Source organism: Streptomyces sp. NPDC029122, assembly GCF_055569445.1.
Genome location: NZ_JBVHWK010000023.1, coordinates 37446 through 52254 on the forward strand (window position 1 = coordinate 37446; position 14809 = coordinate 52254).

15 protein-coding genes are annotated in these 14809 nt (G+C 74.4%); 8 read left to right on the plus strand and 7 right to left on the minus strand.

Annotated features, from left to right (window positions below; all coding sequences use genetic code 11):
• Positions 1-3: 3 nt before the first annotated feature.
• The 3 genes from ACZ4WZ_RS24415 to ACZ4WZ_RS24425 all read right to left on the minus strand — a co-directional run bounded on the left by ACZ4WZ_RS24415 (position 4) and on the right by ACZ4WZ_RS24425 (position 1558).
• The gene (locus ACZ4WZ_RS24415; RefSeq protein ID WP_467893404.1) at positions 4-684 is read right to left on the minus strand and encodes a nucleotidyltransferase domain-containing protein; all 681 of its coding nucleotides are present in this window, start codon (positions 682-684) and stop codon (positions 4-6) included.
• Positions 685-712: 28 nt separating this feature from the next.
• Positions 713-1135 (minus strand): Rieske (2Fe-2S) protein, encoded by a 423-nt coding sequence (locus ACZ4WZ_RS24420; RefSeq protein WP_467893405.1) that lies wholly within the window; start codon positions 1133-1135, stop codon positions 713-715.
• 87 nt (positions 1136-1222) lie between these two features.
• Positions 1223-1558: a DUF952 domain-containing protein gene (locus ACZ4WZ_RS24425; RefSeq protein ID WP_467893407.1), complete on the minus strand. Its 336-nt coding sequence runs from the start codon at positions 1556-1558 to the stop codon at positions 1223-1225.
• Between the two features lie 140 nt (positions 1559-1698).
• Between ACZ4WZ_RS24425 and ACZ4WZ_RS24430 the strand changes: the two genes are divergently transcribed.
• The 5 genes from ACZ4WZ_RS24430 (at position 1699) to der (ending at position 6366) form a co-directional block, all read left to right on the plus strand.
• Complete coding sequence (locus tag ACZ4WZ_RS24430) at positions 1699-2145, plus strand: YidB family protein (protein WP_467893409.1); 447 nt, start codon at positions 1699-1701, stop codon at positions 2143-2145.
• 123 nt (positions 2146-2268) lie between these two features.
• Entirely contained in the window at positions 2269-3357 is a 1089-nt protein-coding gene (locus tag ACZ4WZ_RS24435; protein WP_467893411.1) for a prephenate dehydrogenase, read from the plus strand.
• Positions 3358-3481: 124 nt separating this feature from the next.
• Positions 3482-4183 (plus strand): (d)CMP kinase, encoded by a 702-nt coding sequence (cmk, locus tag ACZ4WZ_RS24440; RefSeq protein ID WP_467893412.1) that lies wholly within the window; start codon positions 3482-3484, stop codon positions 4181-4183.
• A complete protein-coding gene (locus ACZ4WZ_RS24445) occupies positions 4144-4827 on the plus strand; it encodes a lysophospholipid acyltransferase family protein (protein ID WP_467893414.1) in 684 nt (227 codons plus the stop codon). Before cmk ends, ACZ4WZ_RS24445 begins: the two co-directional genes overlap by 40 nt.
• A 75-nt stretch (positions 4828-4902) precedes the next feature.
• Positions 4903-6366, plus strand: a complete 1464-nt coding sequence (der, locus tag ACZ4WZ_RS24450; RefSeq protein ID WP_467893416.1) for a ribosome biogenesis GTPase Der — start codon at positions 4903-4905, stop codon at positions 6364-6366.
• Between the two features lie 13 nt (positions 6367-6379).
• Here der and ACZ4WZ_RS24455 read toward each other — a convergent pair whose 3' ends face one another.
• Both ACZ4WZ_RS24455 and ACZ4WZ_RS24460 read right to left on the minus strand, forming a co-directional pair.
• Complete coding sequence (locus ACZ4WZ_RS24455) at positions 6380-6775, minus strand: hypothetical protein (protein ID WP_467893418.1); 396 nt, start codon at positions 6773-6775, stop codon at positions 6380-6382.
• A 160-nt stretch (positions 6776-6935) separates the two neighbouring features.
• Positions 6936-7751, minus strand: coding sequence for a hypothetical protein (locus ACZ4WZ_RS24460; RefSeq protein WP_467893420.1), 816 nt, complete (start codon positions 7749-7751; stop codon positions 6936-6938).
• 292 nt (positions 7752-8043) lie between these two features.
• Between ACZ4WZ_RS24460 and ACZ4WZ_RS24465 the strand changes: the two genes are divergently transcribed.
• Both ACZ4WZ_RS24465 and ACZ4WZ_RS24470 read left to right on the plus strand, forming a co-directional pair.
• A complete protein-coding gene (locus ACZ4WZ_RS24465) occupies positions 8044-8886 on the plus strand; it encodes a LysM peptidoglycan-binding domain-containing protein (RefSeq protein WP_467893421.1) in 843 nt (280 codons plus the stop codon).
• Between the two features lie 106 nt (positions 8887-8992).
• On the plus strand, positions 8993-9976 hold the full coding sequence (locus tag ACZ4WZ_RS24470) for a helix-turn-helix transcriptional regulator (protein ID WP_467893422.1): 984 nt from the start codon (positions 8993-8995) through the stop codon (positions 9974-9976).
• Between the two features lie 237 nt (positions 9977-10213).
• Here the strand turns inward: ACZ4WZ_RS24470 and ACZ4WZ_RS24475 are convergent, their stop codons facing one another.
• Together ACZ4WZ_RS24475 and ACZ4WZ_RS24480 are read right to left on the minus strand one after the other, a co-directional pair.
• The gene (locus ACZ4WZ_RS24475) at positions 10214-11269 is read right to left on the minus strand and encodes a phosphatase PAP2 family protein (RefSeq protein WP_467893423.1); all 1056 of its coding nucleotides are present in this window, start codon (positions 11267-11269) and stop codon (positions 10214-10216) included.
• A 291-nt stretch (positions 11270-11560) separates the two neighbouring features.
• Positions 11561-12700, minus strand: a complete 1140-nt coding sequence (locus ACZ4WZ_RS24480) for a glycosyltransferase family 39 protein (protein ID WP_467893424.1) — start codon at positions 12698-12700, stop codon at positions 11561-11563.
• Between the two features lie 284 nt (positions 12701-12984).
• On the opposite strand from ACZ4WZ_RS24480, the gene ACZ4WZ_RS24485 reads away from it, so the two are divergent.
• Entirely contained in the window at positions 12985-14739 is a 1755-nt protein-coding gene (locus tag ACZ4WZ_RS24485) for an MFS transporter (RefSeq protein WP_467893426.1), read from the plus strand.
• Positions 14740-14809: the final 70 nt, after the last annotated feature.

Genomic DNA, 14809 nt, shown 5'->3' on the forward strand with positions numbered 1-14809 from the left:
CGGTCAGACCGCCGAGGCGCGGCGGGCGCGGTGGAGGAAGTCGGCGACGCGGGCCCGGTCCGGTTCGGCGGGCAGCGGGCTGGAGGCGAGGGCGGCCTCGGACTCCTCGGTGAGGCGGGTCATCCAGGCGTCGACCTCGTCCCAGCCCAGCTCGCCCCGCCTGACCGCGAGGAGGCGCTCGCGTTCCGGGCCCGCGTCGATCGTGAGCCGGCCGGTGCGCAGCAGGTCCCGGCAGGAGGCCAGCAGGCGCAGCAGGTGCATGGCGTGCTTCCAGCGGGGGGCGCCGTGGAGGCGGACGTCCGCGAGGAGCTTGCCGTGCTGGGAGGCCGCGTAGCGGCTGAAGCTGGTGTGGGCCCGGCGGGAGAGGAAGGCCCCGCGCAGGGACAGCAGCTCCTCGCCGACCGGGCTGATCCGCTCCACCAGCGGGGAGTGCAGGCACTCCAGGATGTTCGGGTTGGCGCGCAGCGCCAGCTCGCAGAAGCGCTCCAGCTCCCAGGAGAACTCCTCCTCCCGGGGCCCCTCGACATGGGTCGGGGGCTTCTCGAACCGCCAGAAGAGCGGGGTGGGGGCGAGGAAGACACCGCGCCGGTCGGTGTCGCTCGCCTCCGTGGCCAGCCCGAAGGCGCGGGAGCCCATCACACAGGCGTAGATCGTGTGGTCCCGGACCAGGGTGAGGTCGTCCATCCCGGGAGGGTAGGCGGCGCGGCGCCCGCTAGGCGAGCGAGATTTCCCCCTGGGGGGACACGGTGATCTTCTTCTCCTCGAGCGGCTTGGTCGCCGGCCCCTGCAGCACCGCGCCGTCGGCCACCTTGAACTTGCTGCCGTGGCAGGGGCAGTCGATCGTGCCGTTCTCGACCTTGTTCACCAGGCAGCCCTGGTGCGGGCACACCGCCGTGAAGCAGCGGAAGGAGCCCGCCGTCGGCTGGGTGACCACCAGCTTCTCCTCCTTGAGTACCGTGCCGCCCCCCACCGGTACCGCCGAGGACTTCAGGAGCGGCTCCGGGGCCGTGCCCGGGGCGGAGGTGCCCGTCGGAGGCTTCTCCGTGCCGGAGCCGCAGGCGGCGAGGGTGCCGCCCGCCAGGGCGGCGGCTCCGGCCGCCAGTACCGTGCGCCGGGCGGTGTGGGAATCGGTCATGCGGGGCTCCTTGCTGGGGTGGCCGGGCTGGCGAGGTGCATCCTGGCGCGCGGCGGGCCCCAGGAGAAGCCCGCCACACCGTCCGTCTCACTCCGGCTGACGGGGGACCAGGTCCGCCGTTCCGCCGGGTGTGCGTACGACCTCCCACACGCGGAGCACGGCGTCGCGGTTCAACGGCCCGTGGACGTGCGGGTAGCGGTCCCCGGGGCCCGTCCGGCGGACTTCGGCGGTCAGGGCCGCCTCGTCGAGTTCCACCGCGAGCAGGGTCCCGGGCGTCTCCCGATAGCGGGACTCCACGAGGGCGAGCACGGTGGCCCGGTCCGCCGAGCAGTGCACGAAGCCCTCGGAGGCGAGCGAGCCGGGGGCGTACGGGGAGCCGGGAGCGGCACTCCACGCGGCGAGCGGAACGATGTGGAAGATCATGCCGGTGGTTCTACCGCACCGGACCGGGCCGCCGGGCTCCGAGTGGCAGTACGGGGTGATCCGGGTGACATTGTCCGTGTCCCGAAGCCGGGCCCGACGCTGACGCGCCCGCCCGGTCCCCCTGCGAAAGGCACAGGACCATGGCGGGTAACGACCTCGGCGGGCTGCTCGGCGGCGGCCGGGGCGGCGGCGCCGGCGGCGACGGCATCCTCGGCGCGCTGCTCGGCGCCCTGACGGGCGGTGGCGGCGGCGCCGCCGGCGGCCGGGCGGCAGGCGGCGGCACGGCCGGCGGCGGTGCGGACAACCCCCTCGGCGGCCTGCTGGACGTGCTGACCAGGTCCGGCCTGGCCGACCAGGCGCAGTCCTGGATCGGCACCGGCGACAACCAGCCCGTCAGCGGCGCCCAGATCAAGGAGGCGCTCCCGGACGACACCCTCCGCGAGACCGCCCGGCAGGCGGGCGTCAGCCCCGAGGAGGCGGCCGACCGGATCGCCCGGACGCTCCCGGAGGCCGTCGACAAGCTGACGCCGAACGGCCAGGTGCCCACCGAGTCGCTGGAGGACATCATCCGGAAGCAGAACCTCTGACCCGGCACGGCCCCCTGCGAGGACCCGGCACCGTCCACAGGGCGGACCGCCGGGTCCTCGCGCGGTACCGAGTGGCTACCCTGAGTCAGGCCCTGCCGTTCGTGATCACCCTTGGAGCGCTCCGTGAGAACCGCCGTCGTCATCGGAACCGGACTGATCGGCACCTCGGCGGCGCTCGCCCTGACCGCCCGCGGGATCAGCGTCCACCTCGTCGACCACGACCCGGCGCAGGCCCGCACGGCCGCCGCCCTGGGCGCCGGCACCGACGACGCCCCCGAGGGCCAGGTCGACCTCGCGATCGTCGCCGTACCGCCCGCCCACGTGGCCGCGGCGCTGGCCGACGCGATCGGCGCCGGTCTGGCCCGTGCCTACGTGGACGTGGCCAGCGTCAAGGGCGGCCCGCGCCGAGAGCTCGCCGCGCTGGGCGCGGACACCTCCGCCTACATCGGCACCCACCCCATGGCCGGCAAGGAGCGCTCCGGCCCGCTGGCGGCGACGGCCGACCTGTTCGAGGGCCGGCCCTGGGTGCTGACCCCCACCCGGGACACCGACCACGAGGTCCTCAACCTCGCCCTGGAGCTGGTCGCCCTGTGCCGGGCCGTGCCCGTGGTGATGGACGCCGACGCCCACGACCGGGCGGTGGCGCTCGTCTCGCACACCCCGCAGCTGGTGTCCAGCATGGTCGCCGCCCGCCTGGAGGAGGCCGACGACACGGCGGTCCGGCTGTGCGGGCAGGGCATCCGGGACGTGACGCGGATCGCGGCCTCCGACCCCCGGATGTGGGTGGAGATCCTCTCGGCCAACCCGGGACCGGTGGCCGACGTCCTGGCCGGCATCGCCGCCGACCTGGAGGAGACCGTGGAGGCGCTGCGCGGCCTCCAGTCCGCCGACGAGGCCGAGCGCAAGGGCGGCGCCGCGGGCATCGAGGACGTCCTCCGGCGCGGCAACGCGGGCCGGGTCCGCGTCCCCGGCAAACACGGCGCGGCGCCGATGGCGTACGAGACGGTCGGGGTGTTCATCAGCGACAAGCCCGGGGAGCTGGCGCGGATCTTCGCGGACGCCGGCCGGGCCGGGGTCAACATCGAGGACGTGCGGATCGAGCACGCGACCGGCCAGCAGGCCGGCCTGGTGCAGCTCATGGTCGAGCCGCGGGCCGTGGCCCCGCTGACCGCCGAGCTGCGCGAGCGGGGCTGGGCGCTCAGGCAGCAGTGATCCCGCCCCGCGAGGGGCGGCCGGAGCCGGCCGGGAACGGAGGGCGCCCGGGGCCGGTAACCTGGTGCGGGGGCGCTTTTGGCGCGCCCGCACACGTACGCGCAACCAGGAAGGTGCCCGCACCGTGGAAACCGCCGCTCCGTCCGCCGTGATCGTCGCCATCGACGGTCCCTCCGGCACGGGCAAGTCCAGCACCTCCAAGGCCGTGGCCGCCAAGCTCGGGCTGCGCTACCTGGACACCGGTGCCCAGTACCGGGCCATCACCTGGTGGATGATCACCAACGGCGTCGACACCGACGACCCGCAGGCGATCGCCCTCGCCGCCGGCAAGCCGGCCATCGTCTCGGGTACGGACCCGGCCGCCCCCACCATCACGGTGGACGGCCTGGACGCCTCCGGCCCGATCCGTACGCAGGAGGTCACCTCCAAGGTCAGCGCCGTCAGCGCGGTCCCCGAGGTGCGCGCCCTGATCACCGACCTCCAGCGCTCCATCGCCGCCGCGGCGGCCGAGGAGGCCGACGGGATCGTGGTCGAGGGCCGGGACATCGGCACCACCGTCCTGCCCGACGCCGACCTCAAGATCTTCCTGACGGCCTCCCCCGAGGCCCGCGCCGCGCGCCGCAGCGGTGAGCTGCGCGGCAAGGAGGCCACGGACCTCGCGGCCACCAAGGCGGCCCTGATCAAGCGGGACGCGGCCGACTCCGGCCGCAAGACCTCCCCGCTGGCCAAGGCCGACGACGCCGTCGAGGTGGACACCACCGACCTCACGCTCGACCGGGTGATCGAATGCGTGGTCACCCTGGTGGAAGAGCGGCGGGGCAAGTGAGCGAAGCGCCCTCCCTCAAGGGGGCGGCGGTCGGCAGGCGCATCGGCATCGGCCTCATGTACGGGCTGTGGAAGCCGCGTGTGCTGGGCGCCTGGAAGGTGCCCGCCTCCGGCCCCGTCATCCTGGCCGTGAACCACGCGCACAACATCGACGGACCCATGGTCATGGGCACCGCACCGAGGCCGCTGCACTTCCTGATCAAGAAGGAGGCGTACGTCGGCCCGCTCGGCCCCTTCCTGGAAGGGATCGGGCAGGTGAAGGTCGACCGCACCGGCACCGACCGCACCGCGATCACCCGCGCCCTCGCCGTCCTCGAGAACGGCGGCGCCCTGGGCATATTCCCCGAGGGCACCCGCGGCGACGGCGACTTCGCGTCCCTGCGCGCCGGGCTCGCCTACTTCGCGGTCCGCAGCGGCGCCCCGGTCGTGCCGGTCGCCGTCCTGGGCAGCACCGAGGCCAAGGGCCGGCTCGTCCAGGGCCTGCCGCCGCTGCGCAGCCGGGTCGACGTGGTCTTCGGCTCGGCCTTCGACGCCGGGGACGGCACGGGCCGTCGTACGCGCACCGCGCTGGACGAGGCCACCGTACGCATCCAGGGACGGCTGACAGCCCACCTGGCCGACGCCAAGCGCCTCACCGGGCGCTGAGCGAGACTTGACCTAGTAGTGGAACCGCGCTGCGCGGGTGCCACCGATCACCACGAACGACGAGGAACGGACTTCATGAACGACCAGTACGACCACGGAGCACTTGGCGATGCCGAGTACGCGGAGTTCATGGAGCTCGCCGCGGAGGAAGGCTTCGACCTCGAGGAGGTCGAAGGCGCGATCGAGGAGGCCGGCCACGGCCCGCTCCCGGTCCTCGCCGTCGTCGGCCGCCCGAACGTGGGCAAGTCGACCCTGGTGAACCGCATCATCGGCCGCCGCGAGGCCGTCGTCGAGGACAAGCCGGGCGTCACCCGCGACCGCGTGACGTACGAGGCCGAGTGGGCCGGCCGCCGCTTCAAGGTCGTCGACACCGGCGGCTGGGAGCAGGACGTCCTCGGCATCGACGCCTCCGTCGCCGCCCAGGCCGAGTACGCCATCGAGGCCGCCGACGCGGTCGTCTTCGTCGTGGACGCCAAGGTCGGCGCCACCGACACCGACGAGGCCGTCGTCAAGCTGCTGCGCCGCTCCGGCAAGCCGGTGGTCCTGTGCGCCAACAAGGTCGACGGCCAGAGCGGCGAGGCCGACGCGGCCGCGCTGTGGTCCCTGGGCCTCGGCCACCCGCACCCGGTCTCCTCGCTGCACGGCCGCGGCACGGGCGACATGCTCGACGCCGTCCTGGAGGCCCTGCCGGAGGCCCCCGAGCAGAGCTTCGGCGGCACGGCCCTCGGCGGACCGCGCCGCATCGCGCTGATCGGCCGCCCGAACGTCGGCAAGTCCTCCCTCCTGAACAAGGTCGCGCGCGAGGACCGCGTCGTCGTCAACGAGCTGGCCGGCACCACCCGCGACCCGGTCGACGAGCTGATCGAACTCGGCGGTGTCACCTGGAAGTTCGTGGACACCGCGGGCATCCGCAAGAAGGTCCACCTCCAGCAGGGCGCCGACTACTACGCCTCGCTGCGCACGGCCGCCGCCGTGGAGAAGGCGGAGGTGGCGGTCATCCTGATCGACACCACCGAGAACATCAGCGTCCAGGACCAGCGCATCATCACCATGGCCGTCGAGGCCGGCCGCGCGATCGTCATCGCCTACAACAAGTGGGACGAGCTGGACGAGGAGCGCCGCTACTACCTCGAGCGCGAGATCGAGACGGAGATGCAGCAGGTCTCCTGGGCGCCCCGCGTCAACGTCTCCGCGAAGACCGGACGCCACATGGAGAAGCTGGTCCCGGCGATCGAGGCCGCCCTCGCGGGCTGGGAGACGCGCGTCCCCACCGGCCGGCTGAACGCCTTCCTCGGCGAGATCGTCGCGGCCCACCCGCACCCGATCCGCGGCGGCAAGCAGCCCCGCATCCTGTTCGGTACCCAGGCGGGCAGCAAGCCGCCGCGGTTCGTCCTCTTCGCCTCCGGCTTCCTGGAGCACGGCTACCGGCGCTTCATCGAGCGCCGCCTGCGCGAGGAGTTCGGCTTCGAGGGCACCCCGCTCCACATCTCGGTGCGGGTGCGCGAGAAGCGCGGCGCGCAGTACAAGAAGAAGAAGTAGCGGCGGTCCGGGGTCAGTAGCCCCGGCGCGGAGCGGGCGGCAGGGCCGCCGGGACGTGTTGCATCCCGGTCTGGTGCTGCCGCCCGCCGCCGTATCCGGAGCCGCCCGCGTACGAGTACGCCGGCTGGGCCTGCTGCGGGACGTACGAGGGCTGCCAGGTGTCGGCCTGCTGCCACGAGGAACCGTTCCAGCCGCTGCCGTACGAGCCGCCCGTGCTGCTGCCGTACGAGGTGCCGGTGTACCCGCTGCCGTACGAGAAGGCGGTGAAGCCGAGGTCCTCCTCGCCGGTACGGTCGCCCGGCAGCGCCCGGAAGGCGCGCAGGTACTCCGAGTACAGGCTGTCGTAGATCGGGGTGTGCGAGGCGCTGCTCGCACGGAACGGGGCGCGGGAGGGGTCGTATGAATGCACGTATCAGCCAACGAAACCAGCGCCCTGCGGATGCGGGGTGAAGGGGCGGAAAACGCAGATCGCCGGGGGTGCGCGGGACGGACCGCGCACCCCCGGCGCATGCCGTCCGGCCCCCTGGGCGGGGGTGGGACGGCCGTTTCCGGGTGGGGAGGAGAGGAGCTCAGGCGCCCGGCGTGCCCGCCAGGGGCATGGAGGCGCCGACCAGCTTGCCGTTGCTCGCGGCCTTGTCGAGGGCGTCGCGGAGCAGGTCCTCGCGCGGCTGCTGGCCGATGGAGCCGACCGGGGCGGCGTAGATGAGCACCCGCTGCGTCTTGTTGACGGCGGCCCTCCAGCCGTCGGTCACGCTCAGCGCCTGGTGCGCCTGCCACCAGGCCACCTGCTGCCCGCCCTCGGGACCGGGCTGGAGCACGGCGTGCAGCTGCCCGCCGGCCAGCAGGACCGACCAGCCGGCGAGGGCGGACGGGACCTCGTTGGTGTCGGTGACCGGGATGAAGCCCTGCTCGATCAGGAGCGGGAGGAAGTCGTCGCCGGGGCCGGTGGTGCCGGGACGGGCGATGGGAGCGGTCGGCTCGACGACCAGCGCCGGGTGCAGCTCCCCGGCGATCAGGACCAGGCCGCTGGTGATGCCGAGGACGGCCTGGCCGCCCGGCACCGACTGCGGGGCCGTGCCGCCGGCCTGCTCCGGAGCGGGGGCGGGGCTGTCGCCGGTGATGCTGCGGACCGCACCCTGGAGCTGCTCCTCGGAGACGGCGACGACCTGGGAGGGGATGCAGGCGGCGTGGGCGAAGGCGAGGACGGCGGTCTCCTCGCCCACGAACAGCACGGTGCTCGTGGGGTCGGTCTCGGGGTCGCCGGGAGTGCGGCAGGAGGTGCAGTCGTAACTGCCCGGGGCGTCGTCGCCGGTGAGCAGCCTGTCGGCTTCTTCGTCACCGATCTCGGCACGTACCTCAAGACTGACGTCGAGCATGCGCGGCACGGGTGGCTCCTCATTCGTGCGGAGGCCGGGGGGTTCCCGGCTCGCCGGGATCAACGGAGGAGCGGTGGCCGGAGTCACGCCGTTTGAGGGAACGGAATCGAACCGGCCACCCGGAAGGGTGAACCGCCCGGCCGGGACTTCTGCTTGATGTCAACTGTTGCCTTTTCGTGCGCAGTTGGTGCCTGTTTTCTGTCGTGTGGGGGGTGCCTGCCGTGTCGCCCGTCCGGGTGGGGCGGGGGCGGGCGCCGCGTGGCGCGGCGGGCCGGGGGCCGGGGCTCCGTAGCGTGAGCCGATGCCCGATCTGTGTATGCGGCGGGCGGCGGCCACCGCCGTGGCCGCGGCGGTCGCCGCGCTGGTGCTCGTTCTCCCGCCGGGTGTCGGCGCGGTCGCCGCGCCGCCGCCACCGGTTTCCGGCCCGGCGGGTGCCGCGTACCCGGGCTCGCCGGGCGTGATCGGCACGGGGCCGGGGGACTGCGGGCCGGGCGGGCAGTGGCCGTGGGACTGCGTCGCGGACTGCGAGAGCCGTGGGCGCTGGGCGGTGAACACGGGCAACGGCTTCTACGGGGGCCTGCAGTTCTCGCAGCCGACGTGGGAGGCGTACGGGGGGCCGGTGTACGCGGCCCGGGCCGACCTGGCGAGCCGGGAGCAGCAGATCCGGGTCGCGGAGGAACTGCTGGCGGGGCAGGGCTGGGAGGCGTGGCCGGTGTGCGCGGAGCGGTACGGGCTGGCGGGGCGGATGCACGTGGTGCGGGCGGGGGACACGCTGGACGGCATCGCCCGCCGACGCCGCGTGCCCGGCGGCTGGCGTCCCCTCTACGAAGCCAACCGCCCGCTGATCGGCCCGACGCCGTCGCAGCTGAAGGCGGGCGTCTTCCTCACCCTCCCCCCGGCGGACCCGCCCGCCCCGCCCCCGGCGAAGCCGGTCCCGGCGGGGCCCGCCGCCCCGGCTCCGGCGAAGCCGGCGCCCGCGAGTTCCACCGCCCCGGCTCCGGCGAAGCCGGCCCCGGCGCAGTCGGCCTCCGCGAGTCCCGCCGCCCCGGCTCCGGCGAAGCCGGCGCCCGCGAGTTCCACCGCCCCGGCTCCGGCGAAGCCGGCCCCGGCCGTGGCGTCCCCGGCCCCCGCCCCGGTGCTCTGAGGGGGTCCGCCGCCCGCCGGGTGCGTGGGCGAGGCGCGGCCGGCCGGTGCGAGCGGCGGCGTACCTCGCGGGCGGCGCGTGCGGGGGGAGGCGTCACACTGGGGGCGTGCTTGAGACCTCCGCGCGATTGCTGCGCCTGCTTTCCCTCCTGCAGGCCCACCGGGAATGGACCGGTGCCGACCTCGCCGCCCGGCTCGGGGTCACGTCCCGCACCGTGCGGCGGGACGTCGACCGGCTGCGCGAGCTCGGCTACCCCGTGAACGCCAGCCCCGGTACCGGCGGCGGGTACCAGCTCGGGGCCGGGGCGGAGCTGCCGCCGCTGCTGCTGGACGACGACGAGGCCGTCGCGGTCGCCGTCGGGCTGCGCACGGCCGCCGGCAACGGCGTCGAGGGGATCGGGGAGGCCTCCGTACGGGCCCTGGCGAAGCTGGAGCAGGTGCTGCCGTCCCGGCTGCGCGGACGGGTCTCGGCGCTCAACGAGTTCACCGTGCCCATGCTGCGCGGCCCCGGTCCCGCCACCGTCGACGCCTCGGTGCTCACGGAACTCGCCGCCGCCTGCCGGGACAGCGAGCGGCTCCGGTTCGGCTACCGGGACCACGGCGGCGGCGTCAGCCGGCGCGTGGTCGAGCCGCACCGGCTGGTGTGCACCGAGCGGCGCTGGTACCTCGTCGCCTGGGACCTCGACCGGGAGGACTGGCGGACCTTCCGCGCGGACCGGATCGAGCCCCGCCCGCCGCACGGCCCGCGCTTCGTACCGCGCCCGGCACCGGCCGAGGACCTCGCCGCCTATGTCTCCCGGGGCGTGTCGCACGGCGCGTACGCGGCACGGGCGCTGCTGCGGCTGCGCGTCCCCGCCGAGGAGGCGGCGGGGATCATCGGGCCCGCCGACGGGGTGCTGGAACCGGTCGACGCGGAGAGCTGTCTGCTGCGCACCGGGGCGGTCAGCCTCGACGTCCTGGTGATTCACGTGATGCTGCTCGGCTGTGAGTTCGAGGTGGTGGAGCCGCCCGAGCTGTCGGACCGGATCCGGGGTCTGAGGGACCTCCTGGGCCGGGCCCTGGACAGGACCGCGGAAGTGCGGCAGGAGTAAGTCCGGGCCCGCGAATTTCCGTTTACCCGGCGGAATTCGAAAGGGGTCCGCCGAGCCGGCATTACCGCGGCGGTTGTCGACAACCCGTGACACAAGTGTGACCCGGCGCGGAGGAACATCCGCTCACCGGGCTGACGTGTCCGGACATATGAACGCCGACGGCGGGCCGGTCCGAGGGACCGGCCCGCCGTTTCTCGCGGTGCGGGGTGGGGCTGTGCGTACCGGCCCCGCGGGGGGTCAGCCGCCGGTGGCCGGGCGGGCCGAGGCCCCCCGGGCGGAGGCCCGCTCGGTGTGCGCCGGGCGGCGGCTGCCCCCGGGCGTGAGCGGGGTCCGCTCCGAGCGGATGAGGTGCTGGCGGGAGGGCTGGTGCGCGGCGGGGCGCAGCGCGGGGGCGTGCGTGGCGGGGGCGTGGGCGGCGGGCGCCGGAGCCCCGTCCTCCCCGTCGCCGGGGGCGCGTCCGGGCTGCCACTTGCCGCCCGCGGAGAGCAGCGGGGTGATCGCGGCGGCGACGGGTTCGGAGATCCGGCCCTCCTCCAGGCGTCGGCGCCACTGCTCGCGCAGCTCGAAGACGTAGGCTTCGGCGCGGCTGATGAGCGGCTCGAACCAGGGCAGCGCCAGCATGATGAGCAGTCCGGCGGTCCAGCCGAGGAGCACGTCGCTCACCCAGTGGGTGCCGAGGTACACGGTGGTGGCGCCGACGCTCAGCGAGACGACCGCGGAGAGCACGGACAGCACCCGGCGGGTGACGGTGGTGGAGGCCAGGTAGGCCAGGATCCCCCAGGTCACCACGGCGTTGGCGGTGTGGCCCGAAGGGAATATATCGCCGCCGGCGAAGAGTTCGGCCGAGCCGATCTGGGTGGCGTAGTGGGGGCCGAGCCGACCGAGGCCGAGCTTGACGGAGCCCACGGTGATGTTGAGCAGCAGCAGCGCCACGCCGAGCGCGATCAGCGGGCGCAGGGTGTGCTGGCGCCAGGAGCGCCAGCCGAGCCAGGCCGCGACCATCACGGCGGTGGGCCCCCGCTGGCCGAGTACGACGAGGTAGTCGAGGAAGGCGTGCACCTGCGGCCACTGCTCGTAGGGCCGGAAGAACATGATCTGCCAGTCCAGGCGGACGAGCCAGGAGGTCGTCAACACGGCCACGACGGTCACCAGGTAGAAGGCGAGGGTCGCGGAGAGGAGCACGACGCGATGCCGGCTCATCTGCGGAGTTTGCAGATGAGCCGGTCGCTCTGGTTCCCGGTCGAGCCGGGCGAACACCGGCTCCAGACGGGCAAGCATTTGGTCGGTACGCACTCAATCGACGTTACCGCGCGTGGAAGCGCAGCCCGGGCGAATCGCGCGCTTTGTGATGACCATGTGATGTGGAGTGCGTCTCACGGGGGACTTAATTCCCCTTCTTCCGACACTTGTTGGAACTTTCCGGATTCCACTCCGGCGGTCCCGCCGCCGCAATTATCGGCATACTTACACGCGATTTATTGCCGCCGGCCAATTCCTTTGCGCAATCATGGATGGGAATGATCCGTTCCGTGATCACGCCCCGTCCGCGTGCTCCATCCGTGCGCCCCGCCCGCCGCCACCGGTCTACGGAGGTCCCGAACCGTTGAGCCAGAAGGCCCCGTACGCCGCCGAGGCCAGCGCCAGCGCACCCAGTACGGCCGCCGCCCGCCCGGTCCGCCACCGTGCCAGCGCCACCGCCAGGGGCAGCAGCAGCGGGAAGGCCGGCAGCAGCAGCCGGGGCTTGGAGCCGAAGTACCCGGAGGCGCACAGGGCCAGCGCCACCACGATCCCGCAGTACACGAGCAGCGCGGCCGGCTGCCGGTCCCGCACGCACAGCCGGTACAGCCACAGCACCAGCAGCACCCCCGCGACCAGGCCCACGCCGGCGGCGAAGGCGGGGGAGGCCAGCCGCGCCCCGATGAACCGGGCGAAGGCCCAGCCCCCGTCGAAGCCGTTGCCCCAGCCCGCCTGCACGTCCAGGTAGCCCGTCAGTCCGCCACCGGTCCGGGCCCCCACCCACAGCACGTACGCCGCCGCCCCCAGCGGAGCGAGCAGCACCCCGGCCACCGTCCGCCACGAGCGCTCCCCGCGCCGCCAGGCCAGGGCGGCCGCCACCCACACCGCCGCGACCACCGCCGCCCCGACGGGCCGGGTCAGTCCCGCCCCCGCCGCGAGCAGGCCCGCCGCGATCCACCGCCCGCGCAGCACCGCGTACAGCGCCCAGGCGGCCAGGGCGGTGAACAGCGACTCGCTGTACGCCATGGACTGCACGATCCCCACCGGCAGCGCGGCCCACAGCGCCACCGCGAGCACCCCGGCGCGCCGTCCGTACCGCAGGCCGGCGACGGCGAAGATCCCCCAGGCGGCGGCGAGCCCCGCCACGGCGGAGACCACCAGGCCCGCCGAGCCGTACGAGAGCCCCGTGGGCGCCGCCACCAGCCGCTCCAGCCACGGCAGCAGCGGGAAGAAGGCCAGGTTGGAATGGACGGCCCCGCCCGGCAGGACCACCTCGTACCCGTACCCCTCGGCGGCGATCCGCGCGTACCAGAGCGAGTCCCAGCGGGCCGAGAGCAGGGTGTGCGGGCTGCTGCCGGCCGCCGCGCACCACAGCGCGAGCACCGCCAGCCCCAGCAGCCGCACCGCGGCGAAGGCGGCGAGCGCAGGCGCGGCACGGCGCGGTCCGGGATGCTTCGCGGGGACGTCGTCAACGGGCACAGTGGTCACGGGGACGAGTATCGACGCCGCGACCGGCGGGAACGGAATCGCGGGCACCCACCGTGAGGGCGTGTGCACGCCGGGGAGGAGCGGAGGGGTGCGAGTGGTGCACACCACACGGGGGCCGCCGCCGGGATGAGAGCTTGACCACGTGTGGGACACGCGAACTCGCGTACGCTGACCCTTCACTCGCGTGTCGATGCCGGACCCGTAGGACGCCGCACAGCGCACCACTCCGCGGCGCCCCACGACGCTGTCCGCCGAGTGCGAGGGACCACCTGGGAGGTACATGCATGTCGGGGACGAACACGGCCGGCGACAGGAGGTCCCCCCTCGGGCAGCGGCTCGCCGCGGTCTCCGGCGGCGCCAACCGCTGGGTGGTCCTGGCGGTCCTGTGCGTCAGCCTCGTGCTCGTCGCGCTCGACGCGACGATCCTGCACGTGGCCGTCCCCTCCGTCACCGAGGACCTGCGCCCCGGCTCGATGGAGCTCCTGTGGATCGTCGACGCGTACCCGCTGGTCTGCGCCGCGCTCCTGATCCTCTTCGGCACGCTCGGCGACCGGGTCGGCCGCCGCCGGATCCTGCTCCTCGGCTACACGCTCTTCGGCCTGGCCTCCGCCGTCGCCGCCCTCGCCGACAACGCCCAGGTACTGATCGCCGCGCGCGCCCTGCTCGGCATCGGCGGGGCGATGATCATGCCGGCCACCCTGTCGATCCTGCGCCAGGTCTTCCCCGACCGGCGGGAGCGGGCGCTGGCCATCGGCATCTGGACCGCCGTCGCCGCGATCGGCGCGGCCGGGGGTCCGGTGCTCGGCGGCTTCCTCGTCCAGCACTTCTGGTGGGGCTCGGTCTTCCTCATCAACATCCCGCTGATGGCCCTGATCCTGCCGGTCGGGCGCTGGCTGCTGCCCGAGTCCAGGGGCGCGGCCGACGGCCCCTGGGACGTGCTCGGCGCGCTGATGGCAGCCGCGGGCGTCCTCGGCGCGGTGCTCGGCATCAAGCGGATCGGCGCGGAACGCCAGCTCACCGACCCGGGGGCGCTGGTTCCGCTGGTGCTCGGCCTGCTGCTGCTGGTCCTCTTCGTACGCCGCCAGAAGCGGCGCGAGCACCCGCTGATCGACATGCGGATGTTCTCCCGGGCCGCCTTCTCCACCTCCGTCGGCTGCATCGTCCTCGCCATGCTGGCCCTGGTCGGCCTGGAGCTGCTCGCCGTCCAGTACCTCCAGCTGGTGCTGGACCTCAGCCCGCTGGAGACCGGCCTGCGGCTGCTGCCGCTCACCTTCGCCGCCATGGCCGCGGGCGCCACCGGTTCCCACACCCTCCAGCGGGTCGGCCCGCGCACCATGGTCTCGCTGGGCTTCGTGGTCACCGCCGGCGCCGTGCTGCTGCTGACGCTGATGGGCCAGCACGACCGGCCCGTCCTGCTGACCGTGGGCTTCGTCCTGCTCGGCTTCGGGCTCCAGACCACCCTCTTCGCCGCCTACGAGTCCATGCTGAGCGAGGCCCCGGCGGAGACCGCCGGCGGTGCGGCCTCCATAGGCGAGACCTCGTACCAGCTCGGCGCCGGCATGGGCATCGCCCTGCTCGGCAGCGTGATGAACGCCGCCTACCGGCCCGGCCTGCTGGACGTCCCCGGCGTCCCCGCCGAGGACGCGGCGGGCGCCGCGAACTCCCTCGGGGAGGCCTACCAGATCGCGGCCCACCTCGGCGGCCCGGCGGGGGAGTCCCTCTACACGGCCGCCCGCGACTCCTTCGTGCACGGGCTGCACGTCACCCTCGTGGTCAGCGCGTGCCTGCTGCTCGCCGGCGCCGCGATGGCGCTGAAGCTGCCGCGCACCATGGACAACGCCGAGCCCGCCGGGTGCGGTGAAGCCGGCGCGGCGACCGGGGGCGCGGAGACCGGGGGCGCCGCGGAGACCGGGACCGCCGTACGCCTGCCCGCGCAGCCCGACGGCCCGTCCCGGCCGTCCACCGGCGCCAGGATCCCCGGCCCGGGCCGGGCCGAGCGCGATCCGGCGCTGGGCGGCACCTCCGGCCGCCAGGGCTGACCGGACCCCTCCCGCCCGGCCGGGGGTGGACCGGAGGCCGGGTCGGCGACAAACTTGCACCGCTAGGTTT

Bases quoted from the DNA above. Each gene is read 5' to 3' on its own strand.
- ACZ4WZ_RS24415 (WP_467893404.1), bottom strand. From the start codon at position 684: ATGGACGACCTCACCCTGGTCCGGGACCACACGATCTACGCCTGTGTG.
- ACZ4WZ_RS24420 (WP_467893405.1), bottom strand. From the start codon at position 1,135: ATGACCGATTCCCACACCGCCCGGCGCACGGTACTGGCGGCCGGAGCC.
- ACZ4WZ_RS24425 (WP_467893407.1), bottom strand. From the start codon at position 1,558: ATGATCTTCCACATCGTTCCGCTCGCCGCGTGGAGTGCCGCTCCCGGC.
- ACZ4WZ_RS24430 (WP_467893409.1), top strand. From the start codon at position 1,699: ATGGCGGGTAACGACCTCGGCGGGCTGCTCGGCGGCGGCCGGGGCGGC.
- ACZ4WZ_RS24445 (WP_467893414.1), top strand. From the start codon at position 4,144: ATGCGTGGTCACCCTGGTGGAAGAGCGGCGGGGCAAGTGAGCGAAGCG.
- der (WP_467893416.1), top strand. From the start codon at position 4,903: ATGAACGACCAGTACGACCACGGAGCACTTGGCGATGCCGAGTACGCG.
- ACZ4WZ_RS24465 (WP_467893421.1), top strand. From the start codon at position 8,044: ATGCCCGATCTGTGTATGCGGCGGGCGGCGGCCACCGCCGTGGCCGCG.
- ACZ4WZ_RS24485 (WP_467893426.1), top strand. From the start codon at position 12,985: ATGTCGGGGACGAACACGGCCGGCGACAGGAGGTCCCCCCTCGGGCAG.